We start from the raw sequence: 26708 nt of genomic DNA, 5'->3' as shown, positions 1-26708 counted from the left end.
CGCGACGGGGGTGGGGCCCGGCGTGGTTGACTGAGTCCATGTCCCCTGCGGAGCCGCCCTCCCGGCGCGCCGAACGCGTGCGCCGCGCGATCCCGCCGATTCTCGTGCTCGCCGCCGCGGTCGGCTACATCGGAGCCGACCTGTGGATCGACGAGCTCCCCGCAGCGGTGCCGGGCGATGTATCGCCGTTCGCCCACGCCGCTCTCGTCGCCCTGCAGGCCGTCCTGCTCGTCTTCCGCCAGCGCGCACCCATCATCGTCTTCGCCGGCGCCGTGCTCCTCGATGCCGTGATCCTGGCGACCTCGGCGGGGGAGCTGGGGGTCGGCTCGCTGGGCGTGATCCTCGCCGCCTATGCGATGGCTCGGCGCAGCCGGCGCAACCCGGCGCTGACGGCGCTCGCCCTCGGCGCGCTCGTGACCACCGGCGTCGGCGCGAGTGCGCTGCTCCTGGGGTCACGCGAATCGGCGCTCGTCCTGATCCTCACCGTGATCGCGCGCATCGCCCTGCAGTACGCGGCACCCGCGGCCGTCGCCGAGTACGTGCGCGGGCGCGAGCGTCTCGCGGATGCGCTGCAGGAGCAGGCGAGGATGGCCGAGCGGGAGCGGCGCGAGCGCGCCGAGCGCGAGGTGCGTGCCGAGCGCGAGGCCCTCGCGCGGGAACTGCACGACATCGCCGGGCATCACCTCTCGGGGATCATCGTGAGCGCCCAGGCCGCCACCGCTCTCACCCGCAGCGATCTCGACCGGGCGCGGGAGATGATGCAGACGGTCCAGGACGATGCCCGCATCGCGCTCGCCGACCTCCGACGGACGGTCGGGCTCCTGCGCAGCGATGACGACGCACCCTCAGGTGCCCCGAGCCCGGTGCCGACCATCGCCGGCATCCCTGCGCTCGTGGATATCGCGCGCGAACGGGGCCAGCGCGTCGCACTCGCCGCCGTCGGGGATGCGCGTCCGGTGGGTGCGCTCGCCGAGACCACCGCGTACCGGATGGTGCAGGAGTCGCTGGCGAACGTCGCGAGACATGCGCCCGGCGCGGCGGGAGCCGTGACCGTGCGGTTCGGAGCGGATGCCGTGGAGATCACGGTCGCCAACGAGCCCTCCGCCGAAGTCCGGACGCGGGAGACGACCGACAGCTCGGGCGCCGGCTACGGGCTCTCCGGCATGGCGGAGCGGGCCGAACTCATCAGGGCGCACCTGTCAACAGGGCCCGACGACGACGGCGGATGGACCAATCGCCTGAGCATCCCCTACGACGGACGGAGCACCCCATGATCCGTGTTCTCATCGCCGACGACCAGGCCGTCGTGCGCGCCGGGCTCGCCGTCATCCTCGGAGCCGAGGCCGACATCGAGGTGATCGGCGAAGCGGTCGACGGCGCCGACGCCGTGAGTCTCGCCCGCAGCCTCCGCCCCGACGTCGTCTGCATGGACATCCGGATGCCGGGAACAGACGGCATCGCAGCCACACGCGAGATCGTCGGAGACGCAGCCCTGGCGACCGACGTGCTCATCCTCACCACCTTCGATGTCGACGCCGATGTCTTCGCCGCTCTCGAGGCAGGCGCCGCCGGGTTCCTCCTCAAGGGCGCCGACGAGCACACGCTGCTCGCCGCGGTCCGATCGGTGGCCGCCGGCGACGGAACACTCGACCAACGCCTGACCCGCCGCATCCTGCACGAGTTCGCCGACCGCCGTCGAGCGAGCAGCGCGCAGGTTCCGGCCGAGGGGCCTCCGCTCACCGAGAGGGAGCTGGATGTGCTCCGACTCCTCGCCGAGGGGCTGTCGAATGCCGAGATCGCCGACCGTCTCTTCGTGGAACTGACGACCGTCAAGTACCACCTCGCCGGCATCCTCCAGAAGACCGGAGCCCGCGACCGCCTGCAGGCCGTGCTCTGGGGGATCAGGGCCGGGGTCGTCGAGGCGGGATGACTGGGGCCGCACCGTGGCCCTCGGATGAACGTGCTCAGCGGGCGCCGGTCGCTGTCCTGTCGTCCCGCGTCTATCCGTTCTGCCCATCGTCCCGCGGCGCTGGCCCGATGAGCCTGAACAGCCCGGTCATGTCGCCGGGGCCGAAACCGCGTGAGGTGTAGAGGTCGGTGCCCGCGGCGGTCGAGAACAATCCGACGAAGGCCGTTGCCGGGGAGGCCATGGCGATTCGCTCCGTCAGGCGGTCCAGCATGCGCGCCCCCAGGCCGGTCCCCTGAAAGGCCGGGAGGACGGCCAGGTCCTGCACGTAGAAGTACTTCACGCCGTCTCCGACGACGCGCCCCATGCCTACAGCCGCGTCTCCGGCATACGCGACCACGCCGAACGTCGAGCCGGCCAGGGAATCCGCGATCGTCGCCCAGTCGAAGGCGTCGTGCCAGCCCACCGATTCCGCAATCGATCGATGCTCGGCAGCCGTCGCCACCCGGTCGAGGATTGTTGTCGCTTCAGCCATCTCTGTCCGTTCGCGTGTCGGGGCGTGATGATGTCGCACTCGGATCGCCGTGATCGAGCATCGCCGAGCATTCTGCCACGGTCAGCGCTGCACGACCTCAGCGAGCTCGAGCGTCTGCTCGGAAAGCTTACGGCCGACCCCGGCATACGCTGAGTCGCACGCTGCCCGAGGCATCCCGAGGAACAGCCCCGCTAGAGCAGTCGACGCTGCGAGGCCCAGACCGTGAGTTCGTGGCGCGACGACAGCTGCAGCTTCCTCAGCACCGATGAGACGTGCGTCTCGACCGTCTTGATCGAGATGAACAGCTCTGCGGCCACCTCCTTGTAGGCGTATCCACGGGCTATCAGCCGCATCACCTCCTGCTCGCGTGCCGACAGTCGATCGAGTTCGTCGGTCGTCGTGGCGATCTCGCCGGCGACCGCGCCGAACGCGTCGAGCACGAACCCGGCGAGCCGCGGCGAGAACACCGCGTCCCCGTCGGCGACGGCGTGCACGGCGCGGCTGACCTCCCCGCCGGATGAGCCCTTCGTGATGTAGCCGCGCGCACCGGCGCGGATCACCCGCACGACGTCGGCTGCGGCATCCGACACGCTCAGCGCCAGGAACCGGGCCGTCGTCGGCAGCGAGCCGCGGATCACCGACTCGCCGCCGGTGGAGTCGTCGCCGCTGCCACCCGGAAGGTGAACGTCGAGCAGCACCACATCGGGCACGGTCTCGCGGATCATCGCAATGGCGGACGGCACGTCGGCTGCCTCCCCGATCACCTCGACGCTTGCATCGAGATCGGCGCGGAGCCCTGAACGGAAGATCGAATGGTCGTCGACGATCACGATGCGGATGCTGTCAGCCACGAGCGTCCTCGCCTTCATCCGTGTTCGCCGGCGCGTTCGGCACCTGGGCGTTCGCCGCGCCCCGCGGCACGGTCGACAGTCGCAGATGCACCTCGGTGCCGCTCTCATCGCTGCGCACGGTGCCCGAGCCCCCGGCTCGACGCATCCGACCGATGATCGACTCCCGCACGCCCAGGCGGTCGCCCGGCACGTCGTCCAGTCGGAAGCCCGGACCCCGATCACGCACGAAGACGTCGACGTCGGTCGCATTGCCCTCGATGTAGACAGAGACCTCCCCCGTCGCGTGCCGTGCGGCATTCAGCATCGCCTCTCGCGCCGCCGCGGCGAGTTCCCCGCTCGCACGCTCGGTGGAGAGGCCCGCCGAGACCACCTCGATCCGCACCGGGTAGTCGAGTTCCAGGCCCCCGGCATAGTCGCGCAGGTCGGTCGCCAGATCGCTGTCGGCCGGGGCATCGCCGTCGTACAGCCAGGCTCGCAGCTCGCGCTCCTGCGCCCGTGCGAGCCGAGCCGCCTCGCTCGATGCGCCCGCCCTGTTCTGGATCAGCGCGAGGGTCTGCAGCACGGAGTCGTGCAGGTGCGCGGCCATCTCGCTGCGCTGCTCCTCACGGATGCGCCGCACGCGTTCGCCCGCCAGGTCGCGCCACCGCGGAATCAGGGTCGACAGCAGCACGGCGAGGATGCCGGCGAGCGGGACCAGCACGAGTGCGACACCGGTGCTGCCGACAGGCCGGGTCAGGAGCAGGCCGAACAGCATCGCGAGGAGCGCGATCGAGAGGATCCTGACCAGCATCGTGTGTCGAGGTCCCCGGGCGGTGTCGGTGCGATCGATCAGGGTCGCCCACAGCCCGGCCCCGGTCGCCGCCCCCACGGTGCCGAACACGACCACGGCCGCCGCATCAGGCGGAATCGTTCCCGAGAGCCAGTCGCTGCCGCCGCGCCAGAAGAGCACGATGAGCATGCCGACGCTCGCAGGGACGAGCAGCATCCAGGCCACGGGCACCCGTCGCGACGGGGTGCCGTCGCCGTCGGCCCAGGGCGTGAACGCCCAGCACCAGGCGTAGAGCAGGATGCCGGCCCCGCCGCACATCGTGAGAGCGATGAAGAGCGCACGGACCATCCACACCCGCACGCCCAGGTGACGGGCGAGACCCGCGCTGACGCCTGCGACCAGGCAGTCGCGGTCGCGTGTCAGGGCTTGACGCGGCTCGGGCTGGAGGTCTCCTCCCGCTCGCGACGACACGGCGGAGCGAGAGGGTCGCGCAGACGCGGTCGCGGAAGAGGACATGTCGACATCCAATCATCCGGCGCGCGGATCCGTGACCTCCCCTGGAGAGAATCAGGGGTCGCTCAGGGGTTCACCCCATGGCAGGGATCCGACCGGGGGAGACAGGATTGACGCATGACGATTCCGACCGCGCCACCGCCTCCCGCCGACCAGGCCAGCCCGCCGAGGACGGCCGTTCCGCACGGCGCCGAGCGATTCCTCCTGTGGGTCGCCGGTCTCGGAGTGGTCCGCTCCGACGGATGGCTCGGTGGGGTCGCCGCCGGCATCGCCGCCCGGTTGCGGATCGACCCGCTGATCGTGCGCGGCATCCTCGTGGTCGCAGCGCTCTTCGGCCTGCCGGTGATCTTCCTCTACGCCCTCGCCTGGGCGCTGCTGCCGGATCTCGACGGGCGGGTCCACGTCCGCGACCTGCTGCGGCGGGACTACCAGCCCGTCCAGCTCGGTCTTCTGGGCATGGCCATCGTCGGGCTGATCCCGACGGCTCCGCTCACCGGACGCCTGTTCGGGTTCGGATACGAGAGCTGGTCGGCGCTGGCGGTCTTCAGCTGGATCGTCGGGCTGGTCATCGTGGGTGGCCTGCTCTTCCTGATCGTGCGTGCTGCAAGCCGCACCCCGGGTGCTTCCGCGCCTGATCTGCCGGTGGCTTCCGCAGATCCGGCGGCCCCGGAGGCATCCGTTCCCCTCGGCGGTTCGGGTACCGCCGAGGGGGCGGATGCCACATCCGCCGCCTCGTCCGAGGTGTACGCCGCACCGGCCGCGTTCATCGACGACGCACCGCCCGCACCACCCGCGCCGCTTCCCTCCGGGGTGCAGGACCCGGCCGAGGTCGCCGCGTGGCGGATCCAGCATCGGGCGTGGAAGGAGCAGGACCAGGCGTGGCGCCGGCGGCAGCAGGATGCCGAACGCATGGCGCGCGATCAGGTCAGACGCGAGCGTCAGGCGGAGGCAGCGGTGTTCGCCGCCGAGGCCGCGGAGCGCCGTCGCATTCGTCGCGCCTCCCGCCCACGCGCGGGTCTCGCGATCGTCGCCTCGGTCATCGGCCTCGCCATCGTCGTCGGCGCTCTGGTCGGGCTCGGCAACGGCGACGCCGCAGTCGGCGGTGCCCTCGGCCTGCTGTCGGCCGCACTGGTGCTCGCGATCGGGATGATCGTCGCCGGTGCCCTCCGACGGCGCAGCGGCTTCCTCGCCTTCGCGACCGTGCTGACGCTCGTCGCCGGACTGGTGGCCGGCGGGTTCTCCGCCTTCCAGGGCGTGAGCATCGGCTGGGCATCGATCTCGAACAACGAGGCCGCGCACGTGCGCCAGCCGTTCGGTGACCTCTCCATCTCGCTCAACCGGCATGACGACGCTCCGCGGCCGATCGTCGTGGAGAAGGGTGCCGGCAGCACCTGGATCTCCGTCGACCCCGGTGTGCAGCTGCAGCTGCGGGCGACCGTCGGAACCGCCGACGTGAGCTGGACGCGGGTCGAGGCCGGCACCGGCGCGATCATCGACAGCGGCACATGGACGGCGACGGAACGCGACGGCGAATCGGTCGTGGCCGAGACGATCTCGGCCGAGAACGCACCGACGACGACCGTGCAGCGTGTGACCATCGCGCAGACCAGCGGCGAGATAGACATCACCCTCATCGAGGCTGAGGAAGAGGACGAGCGATGAGCACTCAGACGACCACCGAGGCGGGCACAGCAGGGGCGACCGCTGCATCCGCACCCCACGCCGAAGCGGTCACCCCGCCTCGCACCCGCTGGGCTGCCATCGTCTGGGGCGTCCTGTTCGCCGCCGTGGCGGCGACCTCGCTCTGGCTCATCGCCGACGATGACCGCCGCTCGGGCGTCGCCGACTGGGCGCTCACCCTCACACCCGTCACGATCAGCACTCTCATGATCCTGACCATCGGTGTGCTCCTGCTCGTCACCGGCGCGACGGCGTTGCTCCGCACGGTGCAACGCCGGACGGTGCAGCGCCGGACGAGCGCCAGCATCCCGCCGCAGTCCGTCGACGATCTTCCCATCGAGTAGCTCGAGGGGCGTGGTTCACGAGGCACCCGGCTCATGCGGCTTCGGCCAGAGAACCGGGTGCCTGCGTCGTTCCGTCCGCCTCGAGACGGGCGAGGTGGGCAGCCTCGGTGAACGTCTCAGCGCTCGGCCGTGCTCGCCTCCAGAACCTTCGCCTGCCCGACCGACCAGACGAACTCGGGCGTCCGGCCGTTCACGGCGTGGTCGCCGAGTTGTCGGGCCTTGAAGATCCACGGGTTGTGCGATGACACGGTGCGAGCGTTCCGCCAGTGGCGGTCGAGAGCGGTGCCCGACCTCACAGCAGATGCGCCGAGCGTGTCGAACAGCCGAGAGGCGGCGCGGGGCACCAGGTCGGTGAGCACGATCTGCGCCTGCGCCGAGCGGAGTTCGGCCGCGATCACGGCATCCTCCGTCTCCGGTGTGCCCAGCACGTCTGCTGCGTGCTGGACCGCTCGAGCGACGTCGAGCACGAGCGCCCTGGCCGTCGCACTCGTCGCCGTCAGCTCGCCGACGATCTGGAGGATCTGAGGGTCGTCTGCCACTCGCTCGGCGCTGCCGTGGCTGTAGGTGCGAGTGCGTGCCCGCACCTGAGCGACGGTGTCGCGCTCGATCGCGGCGGCGATCCCGGCCAGCACAGACAGCAGCGTCAGCTGATAGACCGCCGTCTGGAACGGGAACCGCGACGTGAACGGCTCGACGTCGTCTTCATCGACCGAGGCGTCCGTGAACACGGCAGTGCCGGTGCCCGTCAGCGGCTGGCCGAAGCCGTCCCAGTCGTCGGAGATCTCCACTCCGTCCTGATGCCTGCGGATGAGGGCGGTCACGGTCGTGCCGTCGAGGTCGACGGTCGCGTCGATCCACTCCGCGAAGATGCTGCCCGTCGTGTAGAACTTGCGTCCGTCGACGCGCCAGCTTCCATCAGGGCGTCGGGTCACGCGCGTCGCATTCGTCCCCACGGCGGCGGCACCGTTCTCCGACCACGCGTTGCCGACCAGCTCTCCGTCCGCGATGCGCTCGAGCCAGCGGGAGCGCCGCTCACTCGGCGTCGCAGCCAGGATGTGCTCGACGTAAGCGATGTGGCCACGGAAGATCTGCGGGAGGTTCGAGTCGGCCGCGGCGAGCTCGATCAGCACCTCGGCGAAGGATTCCCAGTCCAGCCCGAAACCGCCGTGCTCGATCGGCAGCCGGAGCCGACCGAAGCCCGCTGCGCGGAGGGCGGTGACCTGGGCGAACGGCAGCTCGTGATCCTTCTCCCGTGCGACCGTGCTCGCCGCGATCTCTGCGATGACCGGGCGCAGGCGCTCCCGCACGGCATCGAGCCGCCGCATCTGCTCGCCCATCAGGTGTACAGCGAGATCGGCTGGAGCTCGCCGTTCAGCGTCCAGGCGCCGACCTCGAGCTTCTTGTAATCGATCGGATCGTGCAGCGAGTGCGTGCGGATGTTCCTCCAGAACAGGTCCAGCCCGACATCCGCACGCGCGGAACTCGAGCCGGTGATCTCGAAGATCCTGTTCGCGACCTCGATGCCGACCTCGGTAGAGACGACCTTGACCTTGGCGATCTCGATGGCCAGTTCCCCTCGACGCGCCGCCGTGACCCCGTCTCCCTCATCCACGACCTCGTCGAAGAGACGCCCGGCGCGGTCCGCCAGCGCCTCGACCGCCGCGATCCGCGAAGAGAACTCGCCCACGACGCGCTGCACGAACGGGTCGTCGCGGTACGAGTCGGCCTGGCTGAGGAACCAGGCGCGCGGGCGCGCACGGACGATGTCGAGTCCCCGGGCGAGTGCTCCCTCGGCGACACCGAGGTAGAGGTTGCCGAAGGCGAGCTGGATGCCTGGCGTGATCAGCGTCGAGAAAGGCTCGTCCCCGAGCTCGCCGAGCACGTCGTCGGCAGACACACGCACGTCTTCGAAGCGGACGGACCCGCTCGCCGACAGCCGCTGTCCCAGTGCATCCCAGTCGCCGAGATATCGGATGCCGTCGCGATCGTGGTCCAGCACGACGAACAGCACCTGACCGTCGCGCTCGCCGCCGCGCACGAGTGCGGCCGCCAGCACGACGTCGCCGGCCGAGGCACCGGTCGAGAAGCGCTTGAGACCGTTGAGTTGATACCCCTCGCCGTCGACGGTCAGTTCGAGGTCGGGGTCGGTCGGGTTCACGGAGTCGCCCCACACCCATCGGCCCTCTGTGGTCTTGCGGTGCCATCTCTCCTGCACCGACGGGTCGGCTGCGAAGCCGATGTTGCCCGAGTTGATGTAGTGGTACGCGAGAACCTGGGCGACCGACGCATCGGCGCGCGACAGGACGCGGATGACGAGGAAGGCCGTCTCCCAGTGCGCGCCGCCACCCCCGAACTCGGCCGGCTGCAGAAGCGTCACCAGCCCCGCCTCGCGGAGCAGGTCGAGCTCGACCGTCGGGTCCTGGTTCGCTCGGTCGCGCTGCAGCGCATCGCTCTCGAGCTCGGCGGCGACGCGCTCGGCGATGCCGCGCCAGTGCGCGCGTTCTTCGGCATCCGCCGTTCCCGTCCATCGGCTGCGGTGGGTGGTGTCTGCGATGACGCTCATCGGGCGCCCTCCTTCTCGGTGAGTTCTGTCAGGTCGTCGAGTTCCGCCGGAACAGAGGCGGCCGCTGTATCCACCAGCGGCCCGCCGAGCGTGCCGTCGAGAGCCGACGCGCCGCCCTCGTAGGCGCCGCGGTAGGCGTGCGCGGGATGCCACTCCGGCACCACGGGGGAGCCGTCGCCGCTGAGTCGTCCACGCAGCGTGCCCTCGGGGTAGTCGTCCCAGGTGCGCCCGCGGCGGCGGAGCTCGGGCACGAGGTGGTCCACGATGTCCTCGAACGACCCGGGTGTCACGACGTAGGCGATGTTGAAGCCGTCGACACCGCCGACCTCGACCCATCGTTCGAGCTCGTCCGCCACGGTCTGCGGGCTGCCCACGATGACGGGACCGATGCCGCCGATCCCGACGTAGTGGGCGATGTCGCGAGGCGTCCACTTGCGCTCCGGATCGGCCTTGGTGAAGACCGAGAGGGCGGATCGTCCGGCATCCGTGTCGACGTATTCGAGGGGGACGTCGGGGTCGTACTGCGACAGGTCGAGTCCCGTCCATCCGGCATAGAGTGCCAGCGCGCCCTCGACCGAGACATAGCGGCGATAGTCTTCGAGCTTCGCCTGAGCCTCCTCGTCCGTCGCCGCGACGACGACCGTGACCAGAGTGAGGATCTTGACCGAATCCCGCGGGCGCCCGAGAGCTTCGGCGCGATCGCGGATGTCGTCGGTGACCGGACGCGTCGCCTCCGGACGCAACCCGTTGATGAAGATCGCCTCGCCGTGCTTCGCGGCGAACTGGCGTCCGCGAGGGGAGGCGCCCGCCTGGAACATCACCGGCGTGCGCTGGAGGCTGGGTTCGGCGAGATGGATGCCGGGAACCCGGTAATGCCGCCCCTCGTGGCCGATCGGGTGCACGCGCGACGCATCCGCGAAGACGCCGGCCTCCCGATCGCGCAGCACGGCGGTGTCCTCCCACGACCCTTCCCACAGCTTGTATGTGACGTCGAGGAACTCCTCGGCGATCTCGTACCGGTCGTCGTGCGCGATCTGCGTGTCGAGCCCGAGGTTTCGGGCGGCGGAGTCGAGGTAGCTCGTCACGACGTTCCATCCCACGCGGCCGCGCGTGAAGTGGTCGAGAGTCGAGAACCGGCGCGCGAGCGCGTACGGCTGCTCGTAGGTCGTGGCGACGGTCACACCGAATCCGAGATGCTCTGTCGCGTGCGCCATGGCGGAGATCTGCACGACGGGGTCGCCGAGGGGAACCTGCGTCGCATCACCGAGCGCGGTGGCGGCCGAGTCGCGATAGACGTCGTACGTCCCGAGCACGTCAGCGATGAAGATCGCATCGAACCTGCCCCGCTCGAGGGTCTTCGCGAGATCCACCCAATAGTCGAGATCGTGGTACCGATCGGCCTGGTTCTCAGGGTGCCGCCAGAGTCCTGGAGCCTGATGAGTCACGCAGGTCATGTCGAAGGCGTTCAGGATGATGCGGCGAGACATGGTGCTCCTCAGGAGATCGGGGACGTCGCGACCATAGCCACTCGAGCAGTGCGGCGACCCGCCGGATGACTCTTCGCGTCGCTCCACGACGAACTGTTACGTCCGCGATGCGGTGGTCGTCCCTCGGCTCCTAGCGTGAGCGCCGATCTGCTTCCCCGACCCGACGCCTTGAGGAGCCCCCATGTCATTCCTTCCGAGCCGCCGTCGCCGCCGCGTCCTCCTCGGTGCCGCCGCTCTGACGGCCGCGACCATCGCGGTCGCCGGCTGCGCGACCCAGAGCCCCGAGTCCGGTGGTGAGGGCGCAGACGGCGACTTCTCGGGCCAGACCCTCAATGCGCTGCTCATCACGTCGCACGAGGGCGCAGGAAACTGGCTCAAGGAGCACTTCGAAGAGGAGACCGGCGCTGAGGTGAACCTCACGATCGTGCCCTACGACGAGATCGGCTCGACCCTCGCCCTCGACCAGCAGTCGGGAGCGAACACGTTCGACGTGGCGGCCCCCTGGTACGTGTCGATCGGGGACCTCGCCGAGGGCGGCTCCATCCAGGACCTCACCGACTGGATCGACGAGACCCCGTCGCTCGAGGAGGACGACTTCATCCCCTCGATCAACGATCCCTACACGCTGGTCGGCGACCGCCGCTACGGCCTGCCCTTCGACGGCGACACGCACGTGCTCTTCTACAACAAGGAGATCCTCGAGCGGAACGGCATCACCGAGCCCCCCGCGACCTGGGACGAGTACCTCGCAGACGTGAAGACCATCACCGAGAACGAGGGTGATGACGGCGTCTACGGATCCGCGATCTTCGGTCAGAAGTCGCCGCTGATCCTCGGCGCCGCCTACGCGAACCGCCTGGCGGGCTTCGGCGGCGAGTTCGTCGACGATGACGGCAAGCCCACGATCAACTCCCCGGAAGCGGTGGCCGCTGCCGAGGCGCTGGTGGATGCGGTGCCCTACGCCTTCCCGACGGCTGCCGAGACCGACTTCGGCGTCGGCAACGGCGCGTGGTACGACGGCAAGGTCGCGTTCATCGAGAACTGGACCGACCTGGGCGTGGGCTCGGAGACCAACCCCGATTCGAAGGTCGCGGGCAAGTGGGGCGTGACCACGTTGCCCGTCGGCGGCGAGAACACCGAGGCGCGCGCCTCGCTGGTGGCCGGCTTCACGTGGGTCGTCGCCGCGAACACCGAGAAGACGGACCTCGCCAAGGCCTTCATCGAGTACGCCTCGTCCCGCGAGGTCAACTCCGAGCTCATCGTCGCCGACCCGCAGACGGGCATCGACCCGAACCGCGAGTCCTCGCTCGAGAGCGAGGCCTACGGCGAGACCTACCCCGACCTGCAGCGGGTCAACCGCACGACGTTGAGCGGCTCGCTGGCCTGGCCCACCGGTGAGAACGCCTCGCAGGCCGCGCAGATCCTCACCGACGAGCTGGCCAAGCTCATCGCGGGTGAGGGCGGCACCGCCCAGGACACGCTCGACCGAGTGCAGGCCGAATGGGAAGAGATCCTTGGCTGACGCCTCGTCGATCCGCGTGCGCATCGCCCGCGCGTCCGGCCCCGTGCCGCGACGGGCGGGCGGTCCGTCGCGGTCCCGCACCGCACGACTGCTGACCGCACCGACCATCCTGTCGATCGTCGTGCTCGGTGCGTATCCGCTCGTCTTCATCCTCGCCGCGGCCTTCACCGATTCGACACTCGGGAGACCGTTCCAGGAGTGGGTGGGAACCGCGAATCTCGAGACGATCCTCGCGGATGCCGACGTCGTCGCGTCGTTCGCTCGGACGGTCGCGTATGCCGTCGTGGTGGCCGTCGTCAGCGTGGTGCTGGGGGTCGCGATCGCCGTCGCGCTGGAGCGTGCGACCCGCGCAGGCGCCGTCGTGCGCACGCTGCTCCTGCTTCCTCTCATCACACCTCCGGTGGTGGTCGGAACCCTGTGGAAGCTCGTGTTCAATCCCGGCGGCGGACTCCTCGCCACCGTGCTTCCCGGCGTCTCGCTCGCGCCGCTGTCGACCACGGCATGGGCGCTCCCGGCGATCGGCCTCGCCGACGTCTGGCAGTGGACGCCGCTGATCGTGATCCTCGTCTACGCCGCGCTGCTCACGCAGGACCCGTCCGTGCGGGAGGCGGCGTCCCTCGACGGAGCACATGGAGCCGGTCTGTTCCGGCACATCACCTGGCCGGCCATCGCTGGCACGGTGATCGCCGCACTCTTCATCCGGCTCGTCATCGCGCTGAAGGTCTTCGACCTCGTGTTCGTGATGACGTCGGGCGGACCCGGTCAGGCCTCGACCGTGACGACCTATCTCATCCAGCAGGTCGCCCTCAAGGAGTTCGACATCGGTCGGGCGTCCGCGATCACCCTCGTGTTCGCGGTCATCGTGACCGTGGTGACCCTCGTGGTGGCGGTCTTCGCACGAAAGGCCCGGCATGACTGAGTCGCGCACCCGTCTGCGGCCGGTCGCGAGCAGTGTGCTCTTCGTGGCGCTCGCCGTCACCCTCGTCCCCCTCGCGTATCTGTTCTCGGTGTCGCTGATGGGGCGTGACGAGACGGTCTCGGGAGTCCTGTGGAGCGCCGCCCCGCACTGGGAGAACTGGGGTGACGTGCTGTCGACCGACATCCCGCGTTCGATCCTGAACTCCCTGGCCGCGGCTCTCGGCGGCGCCGCCGTCTCACTCGTCATCGCAGTCCCCGGCGCGTGGGCCATCGTGCGCCACAACGCAGGTGGCCGCACGCTCGCGGCGACACTGATGAGCCCGTGGCTGCTTCCGCCGATCGTCGCCGTGGTGCCGCTGCTGACGCTTCTGCGATCCGTGGGGCTGAACAACACGCTTCTCGGACTCACGCTCGTCTACGCACTCGTCAACGTCCCCGTCGCCGTCTGGCTGCTGGAGGGCTTCATCCGCCGGCTCCCGGTCGAGATCGAGGAGGCGGCGCGCATCGACGGAGCGGGCACCCTGCGGATGCTGTGGTCGGTCGTCGTGCCGCTGCTGCTGCCGAGCCTGGTCGCGATCGGCATCATCGTCGCGATCCTCAACTACAACGAGTTCCTTCTCGCGACCTTCCTCACCCAGAGCGTGGACTCGCAGACCTTCCCGGTCGCGCTGTCGCTCTTCTACGGAGACCGCACACCGCACTTCGGCAAGATCGCGGCCGCGTCGTTCATCGGGGTGATCCCGGTCTTCGCCGCCGCGGTGTTCTTCCAGCGCTGGCTCGTGGGGGGACTGACTGCCGGGGCTGTGCGCTGAGGCGGGAACCACGCACTGCCAGTAACCCATTCCGGTATATCGAAGCTGTATACCGGTTGCCACGTAATCCCCGGGCATTTTCCTGATCTCTTAGATGGGTCGCGACTGGGAGCGACTCGAATCGGATGGGGAAGACGATGACTGGGGAGCGTGGTTTCGTGCGTGCGCGCAGAAGGACGACAGGCGAGGCGAAGACGACCGGGGGAGTGAAGACGCGAGGTCGGGGCATCGCGGCGATCATCGTGGGGATGGTCATGGCGGTGACCGGACTTCTGGGGTCTGCTGTTCCGGCCACCGCGGCTCCGACGGTGACGTATCCCGGCGCGATCAGCGGTGTGTCCCTCGAGAATCAGCACGGTGGCGGACCGCTCGTGCAGTGGCAGAACGTGCGGATCTCCGGCACGTGGACAGTGCCGGCCGGAGCACAGGCGGGGGAGACCTTCGGGATGACGCTCCCCGCTGAGTTCAGTCGGCAGTCCGCCGGGGAGTTCACCATCGCCGATCCCGTGACGGGTCTGGTCATGGCGAACTGCGCCGTGGCGGCGGGTGGCGGGCCCGACATGGTCTGCACTCTCACCGAAGCGGTCGAGGGTCTCGAGAAGGTCGGAGGCACGTTCTGGATGGAGGCACGGGCCTCGCAGACGACGACCAGCGAGACGGTCGAGTTCGACCTGGGCGACACGGTCGAGATCGTCGATCTCCCCGGCGACGGCGGAGTGGTGCCCGAAGACCCGGCCGAACAGGAAGAGCCCTACAAGTACGGCGGGGAGACCGCGACCGATGGACTGCTGAAGTGGGTCATCGGGATCCCGAGCGGCTACGTCGATGAGGGGTCGTTCACGATCACCGACACGCTCGACGCGGGACTCACGGGGCATCACTACACCGGCGACGTGAAGCTGGTTCAGCGTGCGGTCGTCAACGGCGCGCTGGTCGGCGACGCGAGCGAGGTCGACCCTTCGACCTACGTGATCGACCTGGCAGACGACGGGCGCTCGTTCGAGTTCGTGGCGTCCGGTCTGCCGGCCGGAGGGTTCGCATACGAGCTGGTCTACTTCACGCAGGCAGACGCACCCGTGGCCGCGGGTGACATCTTCGGCAACCACGCGATCGTCGACACGTTCGAGACGTCGGCGACCCACACGGTCGTCGAGTCCGGTGGGGGCGACGGCAGCGGTGTCGCCTACACGACGTTCTCGATCACGAAGCAGATCACCGGTGCACAGGCGGACGCCGTGCGCGACGCGACCTACACGGTGCGGTACTCGGTCAAGGGATCGGATGCCCCGCCCGCCACGATGTCGGTTCCCGTGGGGCAGCCGGTGGTCAGCGCGCGTGCGCCCCTCGGATCGACCTTCGTGATCGAGGAGATCGATCTGCCGGAGATCCAGGGCGTGACGTGGGGTGAATGGACGATCGCCGGCGAGGGCGTCGTCGACGGCGGCGACGGCACCTACGAGGTGACACCGCAGACCACTGCCGGTGTCGAGCTGACCCTGACCAACATCGCCAACCCGGTGCCGGTCGTGACGCCGACGCCGACTCCGACACCGGTCGTGACGCCGACACCGGTCGTGACCCCGACTCCGACGCCGTCACCGGTCGTGACGCCGACTCCGACGCCGAGCCCGATCGCGGCCCCCGGCGGGCTGGCGCTGACGGGAGGCGAATCGGGTGCAGCGTTCCTGTCCCTCGCATTCGCGCTGATCGTCGGTGGCGGACTGGCCACAGGCATCGCCGCCAAGCGACGGTCGAGCACCGGACGTCGCTGACGTGAGACACGCACAGCAGAAGCCCACTCGCTCTCCGCGGGTGGGCTTCTGCTGTGCGTCCGGCGCCTGGGCTCAGCGGATCGCGTACACGGCGCCGCCGACGATCACAGCCACGACCGTGGTCCAGCCGATGATCGCGACAGCCTGCCAGACGAGGATACGGACCTTTCCGACGCCCGACGCGGCGAGCATCGTGGCCGTGAAATGGGTGGGCAGGAGCAGCGGGCCGAGCAGGCTGACGCCCGGCACTCCGTAGCGCTCGAAGGCCCGCTGGAACTTCTCGCGGCGGGCACTGCCGCGGTCGGAATCCGCGGAGTCGGCGGGAACCGTCTCGACGGCTCCGCCGCCGGCGACCACCGCCTGCCGGCTGCGCGACCGGTTCACGATCGCTGTGCGCGCCCCCGAGCTGGCGATGACGAGCACAGCGACGCAGAGGAAGTTGCCGATGATCGCCGCGATCGCCGCGACCACGGGGTGGATGCCGCCGATGATGCCGATCGACACGGCACCCTCACCCTCGATGAAGGGGATCGCCCCGGCGAGGGCGACGATGAGCGGCTGGACGAGTTCGGGCACCTGGGCGACGAAGCCCTGGAAGGTCTCGATGAGATTCATGGGGTGGCTCCTGCCGGTCTGAGCGACGGTGTCTCCGTCGCGATGCATCCAGTCCACCGCCTTTCGCCCGACCGCGGCAGTGTCGCAGCGTCACTGCTTTCCGGGTGGTTCGCCTGCGGCATCCGTGACATGTGTCACGCCCGTACTCTGGGGGGCATGAGCAGCACTTCTCCGGTCGCCGACCACTCCGGCGACCCGCCGCCCGGCGCGCGCCAACTCGCCCGGGGCATCACCGCGACCTGGTGGTACACATTCTCGGCCGTCGTCTTCCTCGAGCTGTTCCTGGTGCTGATCTGGACGCTGCAGGCCCTCGCCGTACCGGGCGACGTGGCGGCTCCGTTCATCGTGGGGCTGGGAGGCCTCGTCTGGTGGGCTTCGACGATGGTGCTGCTCGCCGGGTACCGCCACCGGCTCGATGCGGAGCCCGGAATCGCGTGGACGCGCATCGCGCTGCCTCTGCTGACAGCGGTCGGCTACGGAGCCGTCGCCGGACTGGTGATCGACAGCTGGCTGCTCGCCCTCATGCCCGTCGCTCAGTCGGTGGTGCTGCTCAACTGGCCCAAGGGCATCCGCCTGCGGATCGTCGCGCTCGCCACCCTGCTGCTCGTTCTCGTCGCCTTCGTCGACGCGGCGAGGGGCGCTGCAGACATCGGCGTCGCCGGCTGGATCCCCGCGCTGTATGCGATCATGATCCCGGCGATGTCGGTGAGCTCCCTCTGGTGGTGGGATGTGCTCGTCACCGTCGACCGCGCCAGGGCATCCGAGTCGAGACTCGCTGCGACGCAGGAGCGGCTGCGCGTCGCCACGGATGTGCACGACCTGCAGGGGCACCACCTGCAGGTGATCGCCTTGCAGCTCGAATTGGCCGAGCGACTCATGGGGATCGACCCCGATGCGGCTCTGGAGCAGCTGCAGGCAGCCAGAGTGAGTGTCGACGAAGCGCGGCAGGGCACCCGCGACCTTGCGACGCGCTTCCGTTCGGTGCCGTTGGGCGACGAGGTCGCGAATGCGCGAGATCTTCTCGCCGCGGCCGGACTCGACGTCGAGGCCGATATCGCACCGGACGCCGACGACGCGCCATCGTCGGCTCTCGGACCCGTGATCAGGGAGACCACGACCAACGTCCTGCGGCACGGCGCCGGGCGCCGCGCGCGTCTCGCCCTCCGCCGGGTCGCCGACGGCTGGCGTTACGAGGTTGCGAACGATGTGGCGGCCGGCGCCGGGGGAGAGCCGGTGGGGTCGGGGCTCGACGGGGTCAGACGACGCATCTCGGAAGCAGGCGGAACCCTGGAGATCCGCGAGGACGCCGGTGAGTTCATCGTCTCGGTCACGGTGCCGGCATCTGAGATGCAGCCTGCTGACGAGGAGGGCACGCGATGATCCGGGTGCTCCTCGCGGACGACGAGGGCATGATCCGTTCGGCTCTCGCCGCGCTGCTGCGCCTCGAGGGAGACATCGAGGTGGTGGCCGAGTGCGCCGACGGAGAGCAGGCGCTCGCTGCCGCGCTCAGGTTGACCCCCGATGTCTGCCTGCTGGACCTCGAGATGCCGGGGCTCGACGGCGTCGAGGTCGCCGAGCGGCTGAACCGGGCGATCGTCACGCGCTGCGTCGTGGTCACCCGTCACGCCCGCCCAGGGGTGCTGCGGCGCGCGCTCGCATCGGGCGTCGCAGGTTTCCTCCCGAAGTCCCGAGGCGCCGATCAGGTCGCCGATGTGATCCGCAGGGTCGCGGCGGGAGCTCGCTATGTCGATCCCGAGATCGCGGCCGACGCGCTGAGCGATGAGCGTTCGCCCCTCACCGATCGTGAGCTGGACGTGCTGCGTGCGGGGCGTCGTGGTGAGACCACGACCCAGATCGCGAGGGCGTTGTCCCTCGCCCCGGGCACGGTGCGCAACCACATCTCCGCGGTGCTCGCGAAACTGTCGGTGGGCACACGGCAGCAGGCGGTGCTGATGGCCGAGGAGCGCGGCTGGATCTGACGCCAGCGCGCCGACCCCGTGACGAGCAGGAGGGCGGGTGGGGCTGTGGGAGGTGCCCCACCCGCGAGCCGCTCAACAGGGGAGAGTGCGGCTCAGACCGGAAGCGGGCTCATGTTCCCCCAGGCCGACTTCGGGTCTCATGTGCAAGACCCCGAAGTCGACCGAAAGTGACGCTGAGGTCAGGATCTCGCTGAACTTCTTCCGGAGTCAGTGCTCATGACGTGCGTCGTCGTGCGTGTGACGAGCGTGCTCGTCTTCCAGGATCATGCCGACCGAGGTCGCGCAGGCGTCGCCCTTCCATGCCTCGAGGCCCTCTCGAACGGCGAAGATCGCGATGACGAGTCCGGCGACGGCATCCGCCCACCACCAGCCGAACAGGCTGTTGAGGGCCAGTCCGATGAGCACCGCGGCCGACAGGTAGGTGCAGATCAGCGTCTGCTTCGAGTCGGCGACCGCCGTGGCGGATCCGATCTCGACACCCGCCCGTCGCTCGGCGAACGACACGAGCGGCATGATCACCACACTGAGCGCGGTCAGCACGAGACCGACAGCGCTGTGCTCAGGCCGGTCTCCGCCGAGCAGAGACAGCGCAGACGACGCAGCGACATAGACTGCGAGCGCGAAGAAAGCCACGGCGATCACCCGCAAGGTGGGCTTCTCCCAGCGCTCGGGATCGCGGCGGGTGAACTGCCAGGCGACGGCGGCGGCCGACAGCACCTCGATGCTCGAGTCGAGTCCGAACCCGATCAGCGCGGCAGACGAGGCGGCCGACCCCGCGGCGATCGCGACGACGGCCTCGATCACGTTGTAGACGATCGTGAAGGCCACGATGAGCCGGATGCGGCGATGCAGCGTCGCGCGCCGCTCGGGGGTGAGGGCGGTCACCGACATCAGCAGCTGCACCCGTCTCCGTCGCAGCAGCCGGGGTCGACGATCAGCATGACGCGCATCAGCTCGTCGAGGGCTGTGGCGAGGTGCGGGTCTGCGAGCGCATAGCGGCTGCGGCGTCCGTCGGGGGCGCTCTCGACGAGACCGCATCCCCGCAGACAGGCGAGGTGATTCGACAGGAGCTGACGGCTGACCCCGAGCTCGTCCGCGAGGTCGGAGGGATAGGCGGGGGCGTCTCGGAGGGCGAGCAGGATGCCTGCCCGAGTCGCGTCCGACAGTGCATGCCCGAGGCGGGCGACCGCGGCGGTATGGGTGAGCGAGGCGGTGAGGGTCACGCAGCAACAGTACACAGAAAACTGAATTCAGAGAACCCTGAATCAGTGCGGATCGGCAACATCTGCGAAATCTCCCCTCGATATCGTGAACGGCGCTGGCACCGAATCGAAGGGACGACATGGACGTGACGGTCGAGCGAGTGGCGTGGTCGCATCCGGACGCAGAGCGGCTCAGAGCCGCTCAACGCAGAGAGCTGGACGCGCGGTACGGCAGCGATGACCACGAGCCGGGCGTCATCCCCTCGGCCGACGATGTGCCGATCTTCCTCGTGGCGAGGGACGGTGGCGGTCACGCCGTCGTGTGCGGCGGTCTCAGACCCCTGCATCCGGAGGTCCTCGGATCGGATGTCGCAGAGATCAAACGGATGTATGCGGCGCCGTCCGCGCGCGGAACAGGGGCGGCCGTCGCCCTGCTCCGCGCCCTCGAGACCGAGGCGCGACAGCTCGGCATCCGGTCCCTGGTGCTCGAGACCGGCACCGCTCAGCCGGATGCCGTGCGCTTCTACCAGCGCGAAGGGTATGTGCCGATTCCGCTGTTCGGGCACTACGTCGGCAGCGATCTCTCACTGTGCTTCGAGAAGGTGCTCGGCGCCTGAGACGGTTCAGCGCGGCGGCGCGACGATCGCCGCTGACTCGGGCGGCAGCGCGATGGTCCGTGCCGCCATCCGGCCAGGTGCCGTCTCCAGCAGGATCCGCGAGTCGGGGCCGAGGCCGAACTCCACCTCCTCCGTGGTGAGGTTCACGAGCACCGCGAGCTCACCCCGCTCGATGCGGTAGGCCCGGTGCTCTGGTGCGCCCTCGAGATGAGAGACCGAGACGACGTTGTGCGACATCTCGGGGTCGGTCAGTTCAGGCACCTCATGTCGCAGCGCGATCAGACGTCGATACAGATCGAGCATCCGAGCATGGTGCGGCGATTCGAGCTCACTCCAGTCCAGCCGCGACCGCTCGAAGGTCGCAGGGTCCTGGGGGTCGGGCACAGCGGCCGGGTCCCATCCCATCTGCGCGAACTCGGCGATCCGCCCCTCCGCCGTGGCCCGGGCGAGCTCGGGTTCCTTGTGAGACGTGAAGAACTGCCAGGGAGTCGATGCTCCCCATTCCTCGCCCATGAACAGCATCGGGGTTCCCGGCGCTGTCAACGTCAGCACCGCGGCGACGGCGAGCCGGTCGGATGACAGCGATGCCGTCAGCCGGTCTCCGGCCGCGCGGTTGCCGATCTGGTCATGATCCTGCGCGAACGTGACCAGACGCCAGGCGGGAACGCTCGGCGGCAGCGGGGTGCCGTGCGCTCGTCCGCGGAACGACGAATACGTGCCGTCGTGGAAGAACCCGTCCTGCGTGACCTTCGCGACAGCATCCGGTGCCGCGAAATCGGCGTAGTACCCGTCGGTCTCGCCGGTGAGCGCGACGTGCACTGCGTGATGCCAGTCATCCGACCACTGAGCGGTGAGACCGTATCCGCCGGCCTCGCGGGGGAGGACCATGACGGGGTCGTTGAGATCGGACTCGGCGATCAGGCTCAGGGGGCGATCGACCTCGCGCGACAGTGCATCCACGCGCTCGGACAGCTCATGCAGGAGATGCGGTGTGCTGTCGTCGTGCAGGGCGTGCACGGCGTCGAGACGCAGACCGTCGACGTGGAAGTCACGCAGCCACATCAGGGCGTTCTCGATGATGTACTCGCGCACGGCCGGTTCATCGAGGTTCACCGAGTCGCCCCACGCGGTGTGCTCGCCTTCGCGCAGGTAGGGGCCGAACTCGGGCAGATAGTTGCCGCTCGGGCCGAGGTGGTTGTAGACCACGTCCTGGATCACCGCGATGCCGCGTGCATGAGCGGAATCGACGAACCGCTGATACGCGGCCGGGCCCCCGTACCCCTCGTGCACGGCGTACCAGAGCACGCCGTCGTATCCCCAGTTCCACTCACCGCTGAACGCGTTGACCGGAAGAAGCTCGACATGGGTGATGCCGAGCTCGACGAGGTGATCGAGATGCCCGGCGAGCGAGTCGAGTGTCCCCTCGGGCGTGAACGTGCCGACGTGCAGCTCGTAGATCACACCGCCGTCGAGCGGCCGTCCGCTCCAGCCGGTGTCGGTCCACTCGAAGCGGGCGGGGTCGAACAGGGCCGAGGGCCCGTGCACGCCCCGAGGCTGTCGGCGCGACCGAGGGTCGGGGCGCAGCTCGGTGCTGTCGCCGAGCAGAAAGCCGTAGCGCTCGCCCTCGGCCATCGCCACATCCGTGCGCCACCACCCGGACCCGTCATCCGCCGGGTCGAGATCGTGCTCCGAGATCGTCGTGCAGGCGGGGGTGAGACGCCGCAGCTGCACCCTGTCGACGCGCGGAGCCCAGACCGAGATCATCGCTCATCCACCAGGAGCGCCACCGGATAGGTGTCGAGAAGGTCGGCGAGACGGATCGGCCCACGGTCGAACCGACGCCCCGTGATCGAGTCGGTCGCGGGCAGCTCCCGGCGCAGCAGCACGGTGTCGCCCCAGCCGCCTCGACGGGCGAGTCCTGCGGGCAGACGCGTCGCGACGGCGAGCACGCCGCCCCGGTCCATGGCGACCGCATGATCCGATGCCTCCCCGGCGACGCCACCGGGGCGATACCGGTAGAACAGCTCGCGGTTGTCTCTGCGCAGACGCAGCGCGCGAGAGGTGACGAGCATCTTCGCGAGACCCGAGTCGTCGACAGGGGGGAGGACGCCGCGGGCGACGTCCTCATCAAGTCGCCGGAGCATCGCCGATCGTTCGGCGAAGTCCACAGGCCGCCGGTTGTCGGGGTCGACGAGGGAGTGATCCCACAGTTCGGTGCCCTGATAGACGTCCGGCACACCGGGGGCTGCGAGCTGCAGAAGCTTGGCGGACAGCGAGTTCACCCGGCCGTGATCGACGATCTCGGCCACGAACCCCTCGAGGATCGCGCGGGCGTCTCCGTTCGCCGCGTTCGCGATCGATTCGATGCCCTTCTCGAACTCGAGGTCGGGATGCTGCCATCCGGTCGACTCCGCGGCTTCGCGCGCCGCCTTCAGGCCGTACGCGAGCAGTCGCTCCGATGAGATCGGCCAGGCTCCCACCGCCGCCTGCCAGAGCAGAGAATCGAGGGGGCCGTGTCCGGTCGACGCGACGGCCCGAAGATCGGTCAGGACCTCAGCCCATCGATCCGGAACCTCTGCGAGCACCGAGAGGCGTGCGCGGACGTCTTCGGATCGCTTCGTGTCGTGGGTCGACAGTGCGGTGAGAGAGTGCGGCCACGACGCCAGTCGCGCTCGCTGCGCGTCATGGAACCCGTCAACCGAGACGGAGGTGATCGACGGATCGCCGCCGACCTCCGTCAGGGTCCCGAGGCGGGTGTGGCGGTAGAACGCGGTGTCCTCGACGCCCTTCGCCATGACGGCGCCCGTCACCTGCGGAAAGCGCTCCGACACCTCGAGAGTCGTGTCGAGCAGCAGGGGCGTCAGCTCGGCGATCGATGCCGCGAGGTCGGGTCGTCGTCCGGAGGCGTCGTCGATCGCGTGCTGCAGGTGCTCGCGCCCCGCCGGCAGATACGCCCTGTAGACGGGGAAGCCGGCGACGATCTCGGCCAGCGCATCCTCGGCGCCGACCACACCGAACGGCAGCGCCCGCACCAGGCGGCGCACCTCGGACTGCAGCAGCTCGTCGGCGATCATCCGCTTGGTCGTGTGGATCAGGTCGTGCCAGGGCTCCGCTGCGGGCAGACCGGTCTCCGTGCGCAGCCGCGCGTCGAGTCGGTCGAGCGCTGCGACTCCGTCGCCGTCGATCAGGACGCGGTCGATCTCGCCCATCGCGTCGTATCCGGTCGTGCCGTCGGTGCGCCACCACGAGGGCAGCTGCTCGCCGGGCTCGAGGATCTTCTCGACGACCGTGTATGCGCCGCCGGTGATGTCCGCGAGTCGCTCGAGGTAGCCGCCGGGGTCTGTCAGTCCGTCGGGGTGGTCGACCCGCAGGCCGTCGGCCAGACCGTCGGTGATCCACCGTGCGATCTCGACATGCGACTCGTCGAAGACATCGGGGATCTCGACGCGGATGCCGGCGAGCTCCGACACGGCGAAGAAGCGGCGGTAGTCGAGGTCGGTGTTCTGGTCTTCCCAGAACCGCAGCTCGTAGTGCTGGGCCTCCAGGAGCCTCGGCAGGTCTTCCGCGAACTCACCGGAGCCCGGCGCCAACGGCAGCACGTGGTCGAAGTACGACAGCGTTCCGTCGGGGGCGTCGTCGGCGGGAGTGGTGTCGACCACGATGTCACCGGACTCGAGGACCTCTGAGAGCGACGAACCCAGGATCGGCAGACGCACCCGCCCCTCCGACAGCCGCCGGTCGATGTCGAACGCCACCGCGTGACGTGACGTGCGTCCGAGTCTCAGCAGATCCCACCACCAGACGTTGGCGCGGGGGATCGCCACGCCGACGTGGTTCGGCACGATGTCGACGAGGATGCCGAGTCCGGCTGCTCGCGCGGCGGCGGCGAACCGCTTCAGGCCGGCGGGGCCGCCGCGGTCGTCATCCACTCGGGAGTGATCGACGACGTCGTAGCCGTGGTCCGACCCGGGCACGGCGGCCAGGAGCGGTGACAGGTAGGCCCACGACGCCCCGAGATCGGCCAGATACGTCGTGACCGACGCCGCATCGTCGAGGGTGAAGCCTGAGCGGATCTGCAGACGGTAGGTCGAGAGCGGGCGATACGTCATCGAGGCAGCTCCGGGGTGGGGGCCGGCGCCGGGGCCTCGGCCTGCTCCGTCTGAATGCGCAGCGACGCTTCGACCGAATTGTCCGTCGACACCACCGTCCGGTCGACGTCGCGCAGCACGAGGAGCGAGTGGGCCTCGAGCGGGACTGACGCACCCGGATCCAGTGATCCGCCGTCGGCTCGCTCGCCCGCGGTGTCGATCATGACCTCCCACGCATGGCCGTGCCGCTCATCGGGCAGCGCGAGCTCGACGGCATCCGTGCCGCTGTTGAAGTAGACGAGGAAGTTCTGATCGGTGACGGGGCGACCACGTCGGTCCTTCTCGCGGATGCCCTGACCGTTGAGGAAGACTCCGATCGCGAGACCGAATCCGGAATCCCAGTCCTCCGGTTCCATGCGGCGGCCATCCGGACGCAGCCAGACGACGTCGGGCACGCGCTCGCCGTCGTCCGACCGCACCGGACGCCCGTCGAAGAAGCGGCTGCGTCGGAACGTCGGGTGGTCGCGGCGAAGCCTGGCCACCGCTGCGGTGAACTCCACGAGCGGCAGGTCGGCCGATTCCCAGTCGACCCAGGTGAGCTCGTTGTCCTGTGCGTAGCCGTTGTTGTTGCCGTCCTGGGTGCGGCCGAGCTCGTCGCCGTGCGCGATCATCGGCACTCCCTGCGACAGCAGCAGCGTCGCCAGGAAGTTGCGCTGCTGACGAGCACGTATGCGGTTGATCCCCTCGTCCTCGGTAGGACCCTCCGCGCCGTGGTTGTCGGAGCGGTTGTGGGACTCTCCGTCGTTGTTGTCCTCGCCGTTCGCGTCGTTGTGCTTCTCGTTGTACGACACGAGGTCGCGCAGCGTGAAGCCGTCGTGCGCGGTCACGAAGTTGATCGACGCCACAGGGCGGCGACCGGAGTGCTCGTAGAGGTCGGCCGACCCGGTGAGGCGGGAGGCGAACTCGCCGAGCGCCTGAGGCTCGCCACGCCAGAAGTCGCGCACCGTGTCGCGGTACTTGCCGTTCCACTCCGTCCACTGCGGGGGGAAGTTGCCGACCTGATATCCGCCTGGACCGACGTCCCACGGCTCGGCGATGAGCTTCACCTGCGAGACGATCGGATCCTGCTGGACGAGCTCGAAGAAGGCCGCGAGTCGATCGACGTCGTAGAACTCGCGCGCGAGGGTCGAGGCGAGATCGAAGCGGAAGCCGTCGACGTGCATCTCGGTCACCCAGTACCGCAGCGAGTCCATGATCAGCTGCAGCGCATGCGGGTTGCCCGCGTTGAGGCTGTTCCCTGTGCCGGTGTAGTCGGTGTAATAGCGGCGGTCCTCTTCGAGGCGGTAGTACGCCTCGTTGTCGATGCCCCGCATCGAGAGCATCGGCCCCATGTGGTTTCCCTCGGCGGTGTGGTTGTAGACCACGTCGAGGATGACCTCGATGCCCGCTGCATGGAGCGCGCGCACCATGGCCTTGAACTCCTGCACCTGCTGACCGTGCTGCCCGCTGGAGGAGTAGTCGTTGTGCGGCGCGAAGAACGCGAGGGTGTTGTAGCCCCAGTAGTTCGTGAGGCCCTTCTCTTCGAGCGTCGAGTCGTAGATGAACTGGTGCACCGGCATCAGCTCGATCGCGGTGACTCCGAGGTGCACGAGATGCGCGATGACCGACGGGTGACCGATCGCCGCATATGTGCCGCGCAGCTCCTCGGGGACATCGGGGTGCAGCTGCGTGAGTCCCTTGACGTGCGCCTCGTAGATCACGGTCTGCGCGTAGGGGATCTTCGGAAGGCGGTCGCCCGCCCATTCGAAGAACGGGTTCACGACCACGCCCTTCACCATCGTCGCGCCGGAGTCCTCGTCGTTGCGGGAGTCGGGGTCGCCGAAGTCGTAGCCGAACAGCGGCTGTCCCCACTCCACACGACCTGCGACCGACTTCGCGTAGGGGTCGAGAAGGAGCTTGTTCGGGTTGAATCGCTTTCCCTGGGCGGGGTCGTAGGTGCCGTGCACGCGGTATCCGTACAGCTGCCCCGGCTGAACCGAGGGCAGATACCCGTGCCACACGTACGCGTCGACCTCTTCGAGCGCGATCCGCTCTTCGTTGCCGTCGTCATCGAACAGGCACAGCTCGACCTTCTCGGCGCCTTCGCTGAACAGGGCGAAGTTCGCGCCCTGGCCATCGAAGGTCGCACCGAGCGGGTAGGGGGAACCGGGCCAGATCTCGCGGCTCACTGAGCGCGCCGCATCGAGACGGCGCGGTGCAGAACAGTCCGCACAGCGTCGTGGAAGTCATACACCTGAGCGATCTCGTCGGCGTGATGATAGGGGTGGCCAACGTAGCAGACGAAGACCGGGTGCACGTGCTCGACGTATCCGACGGGACCTTCGTGGAGCACGACGTACCGATCGAGGTCGACACGTTCGTAGAGGGGCTCGGCCGGCGTGGAGGCTGTCGTGGGAGCCTGGCCGTCGGCGGGCTTGTGGTCATGCGCGGTATGGGTCTTCGCAGTCATGAGGGCTCCTGTTCTGTTGATGGGGT

24 protein-coding genes are annotated in these 26708 nt (G+C 69.1%); 11 read left to right on the top strand and 13 right to left on the bottom strand.

Annotated features, from left to right (window positions below):
• Nucleotides 1-38 precede the first annotated feature (38 nt).
• Both OB895_RS08310 and OB895_RS08305 read left to right on the top strand, forming a co-directional pair.
• Nucleotides 39-1274, top strand: coding sequence for a sensor histidine kinase (locus OB895_RS08310; RefSeq protein WP_079112275.1), 1236 nt, complete (start codon nt 39-41; stop codon nt 1272-1274).
• A complete protein-coding gene (locus OB895_RS08305; protein WP_042537151.1) occupies nt 1271-1930 on the top strand; it encodes a response regulator in 660 nt (219 codons plus the stop codon). Before OB895_RS08310 ends, OB895_RS08305 begins: the two co-directional genes overlap by 4 nt.
• 70 nt (nt 1931-2000) lie before the next feature.
• Here the strand turns inward: OB895_RS08305 and OB895_RS08300 are convergent, their stop codons facing one another.
• From OB895_RS08300 to OB895_RS08290, 3 genes are all read right to left on the bottom strand, one after another.
• Complete coding sequence (locus OB895_RS08300; RefSeq protein ID WP_079112276.1) at nt 2001-2441, bottom strand: GNAT family N-acetyltransferase; 441 nt, start codon at nt 2439-2441, stop codon at nt 2001-2003.
• A 191-nt stretch (nt 2442-2632) separates the two neighbouring features.
• On the bottom strand, nt 2633-3310 hold the full coding sequence (locus OB895_RS08295; protein WP_194286006.1) for a LuxR C-terminal-related transcriptional regulator: 678 nt from the start codon (nt 3308-3310) through the stop codon (nt 2633-2635).
• Nucleotides 3285-4577, bottom strand: coding sequence for an ATP-binding protein (locus OB895_RS08290; protein ID WP_311879785.1), 1293 nt, complete (start codon nt 4575-4577; stop codon nt 3285-3287). Before OB895_RS08290 ends, OB895_RS08295 begins: the two co-directional genes overlap by 26 nt.
• Before the next feature lie 114 nt (nt 4578-4691).
• Here OB895_RS08290 and OB895_RS08285 point away from each other — a divergent pair, with 114 nt between their 5' ends.
• Both OB895_RS08285 and OB895_RS08280 read left to right on the top strand, forming a co-directional pair.
• Entirely contained in the window at nt 4692-6236 is a 1545-nt protein-coding gene (locus tag OB895_RS08285) for a PspC domain-containing protein (protein WP_079112278.1), read from the top strand.
• Nucleotides 6233-6598: a hypothetical protein gene (locus tag OB895_RS08280; protein WP_228385654.1), complete on the top strand. Its 366-nt coding sequence runs from the start codon at nt 6233-6235 to the stop codon at nt 6596-6598. Before OB895_RS08285 ends, OB895_RS08280 begins: the two co-directional genes overlap by 4 nt.
• Before the next feature lie 116 nt (nt 6599-6714).
• Here OB895_RS08280 and OB895_RS08275 read toward each other — a convergent pair whose 3' ends face one another.
• Genes OB895_RS08275 through OB895_RS08265 form a run of 3 tightly spaced genes read right to left on the bottom strand, consistent with a single transcriptional unit; the run spans nt 6715 to nt 10648 of the window.
• Entirely contained in the window at nt 6715-7935 is a 1221-nt protein-coding gene (locus tag OB895_RS08275) for an acyl-CoA dehydrogenase family protein (protein WP_079112279.1), read from the bottom strand.
• Nucleotides 7935-9161 (bottom strand): acyl-CoA dehydrogenase family protein, encoded by a 1227-nt coding sequence (locus OB895_RS08270; RefSeq protein WP_079112280.1) that lies wholly within the window; start codon nt 9159-9161, stop codon nt 7935-7937. Before OB895_RS08270 ends, OB895_RS08275 begins: the two co-directional genes overlap by 1 nt.
• The gene (locus OB895_RS08265) at nt 9158-10648 is read right to left on the bottom strand and encodes an LLM class flavin-dependent oxidoreductase (RefSeq protein WP_079112281.1); all 1491 of its coding nucleotides are present in this window, start codon (nt 10646-10648) and stop codon (nt 9158-9160) included. The genes OB895_RS08270 and OB895_RS08265 overlap by 4 nt, the downstream gene beginning before the upstream one ends.
• Nucleotides 10649-10829: 181 nt before the next feature.
• Between OB895_RS08265 and OB895_RS08260 the strand changes: the two genes are divergently transcribed.
• The 4 genes from OB895_RS08260 to OB895_RS08245 all read left to right on the top strand — a co-directional run bounded on the left by OB895_RS08260 (nt 10830) and on the right by OB895_RS08245 (nt 15672).
• Nucleotides 10830-12170, top strand: a complete 1341-nt coding sequence (locus OB895_RS08260) for an ABC transporter substrate-binding protein (RefSeq protein ID WP_079112282.1) — start codon at nt 10830-10832, stop codon at nt 12168-12170.
• A complete protein-coding gene (locus OB895_RS08255; protein WP_309686106.1) occupies nt 12163-13089 on the top strand; it encodes a carbohydrate ABC transporter permease in 927 nt (308 codons plus the stop codon). Before OB895_RS08260 ends, OB895_RS08255 begins: the two co-directional genes overlap by 8 nt.
• Nucleotides 13082-13900: a carbohydrate ABC transporter permease gene (locus OB895_RS08250; protein WP_042538900.1), complete on the top strand. Its 819-nt coding sequence runs from the start codon at nt 13082-13084 to the stop codon at nt 13898-13900. The genes OB895_RS08255 and OB895_RS08250 overlap by 8 nt, the downstream gene beginning before the upstream one ends.
• A gap of 137 nt (nt 13901-14037) precedes the next feature.
• Nucleotides 14038-15672, top strand: a complete 1635-nt coding sequence (locus tag OB895_RS08245; protein WP_153302133.1) for an Ig-like domain-containing protein — start codon at nt 14038-14040, stop codon at nt 15670-15672.
• A gap of 72 nt (nt 15673-15744) precedes the next feature.
• Here OB895_RS08245 and OB895_RS08240 read toward each other — a convergent pair whose 3' ends face one another.
• Nucleotides 15745-16287 (bottom strand): hypothetical protein, encoded by a 543-nt coding sequence (locus OB895_RS08240; protein WP_042539404.1) that lies wholly within the window; start codon nt 16285-16287, stop codon nt 15745-15747.
• A gap of 156 nt (nt 16288-16443) precedes the next feature.
• On the opposite strand from OB895_RS08240, the gene OB895_RS08235 reads away from it, so the two are divergent.
• Nucleotides 16444-17667, top strand: coding sequence for a sensor histidine kinase (locus OB895_RS08235; protein WP_042538904.1), 1224 nt, complete (start codon nt 16444-16446; stop codon nt 17665-17667).
• Nucleotides 17664-18266, top strand: coding sequence for a response regulator transcription factor (locus tag OB895_RS08230; protein WP_042538906.1), 603 nt, complete (start codon nt 17664-17666; stop codon nt 18264-18266). The genes OB895_RS08235 and OB895_RS08230 overlap by 4 nt, the downstream gene beginning before the upstream one ends.
• Nucleotides 18267-18473: 207 nt before the next feature.
• Here the strand turns inward: OB895_RS08230 and OB895_RS08225 are convergent, their stop codons facing one another.
• The gene (locus tag OB895_RS08225) at nt 18474-19157 is read right to left on the bottom strand and encodes a cation efflux transmembrane domain-containing protein (RefSeq protein ID WP_079113910.1); all 684 of its coding nucleotides are present in this window, start codon (nt 19155-19157) and stop codon (nt 18474-18476) included.
• Nucleotides 19157-19489: an ArsR/SmtB family transcription factor gene (locus tag OB895_RS08220; RefSeq protein WP_153302134.1), complete on the bottom strand. Its 333-nt coding sequence runs from the start codon at nt 19487-19489 to the stop codon at nt 19157-19159. The genes OB895_RS08225 and OB895_RS08220 overlap by 1 nt, the downstream gene beginning before the upstream one ends.
• 119 nt (nt 19490-19608) lie before the next feature.
• On the opposite strand from OB895_RS08220, the gene OB895_RS08215 reads away from it, so the two are divergent.
• Nucleotides 19609-20085, top strand: a complete 477-nt coding sequence (locus OB895_RS08215) for a GNAT family N-acetyltransferase (protein ID WP_079112286.1) — start codon at nt 19609-19611, stop codon at nt 20083-20085.
• A 6-nt stretch (nt 20086-20091) separates the two neighbouring features.
• On the opposite strand, the gene treZ is transcribed toward OB895_RS08215, so the two are convergent.
• The 4 genes from treZ to OB895_RS08195 are packed head-to-tail and all read right to left on the bottom strand — an operon-like array spanning nt 20092 to nt 26682.
• On the bottom strand, nt 20092-21849 hold the full coding sequence (gene treZ, locus OB895_RS08210; RefSeq protein ID WP_079112287.1) for a malto-oligosyltrehalose trehalohydrolase: 1758 nt from the start codon (nt 21847-21849) through the stop codon (nt 20092-20094).
• The gene (gene treY / locus OB895_RS08205) at nt 21846-24194 is read right to left on the bottom strand and encodes a malto-oligosyltrehalose synthase (protein ID WP_311879770.1); all 2349 of its coding nucleotides are present in this window, start codon (nt 24192-24194) and stop codon (nt 21846-21848) included. The genes treZ and treY overlap by 4 nt, the downstream gene beginning before the upstream one ends.
• Nucleotides 24191-26401, bottom strand: coding sequence for a glycogen debranching protein GlgX (gene glgX, locus OB895_RS08200; RefSeq protein WP_042538916.1), 2211 nt, complete (start codon nt 26399-26401; stop codon nt 24191-24193). Before glgX ends, treY begins: the two co-directional genes overlap by 4 nt.
• Nucleotides 26398-26682 carry a hypothetical protein gene (locus OB895_RS08195; RefSeq protein WP_079112289.1) on the bottom strand — a complete coding sequence of 95 codons (285 nt, stop codon included), beginning with the start codon at nt 26680-26682 and terminating at the stop codon, nt 26398-26400. The genes glgX and OB895_RS08195 overlap by 4 nt, the downstream gene beginning before the upstream one ends.
• Nucleotides 26683-26708 lie beyond the last annotated feature (26 nt).

It is taken from the genome of Microbacterium forte (assembly GCF_031885415.1).
Taxonomy (GTDB): Bacteria; Actinomycetota; Actinomycetes; order Actinomycetales; family Microbacteriaceae; genus Microbacterium; species Microbacterium forte.
The sequence above is the reverse complement of the archived record's forward strand: the minus strand, read 5'-3'. Positions and strand labels throughout refer to the sequence as shown.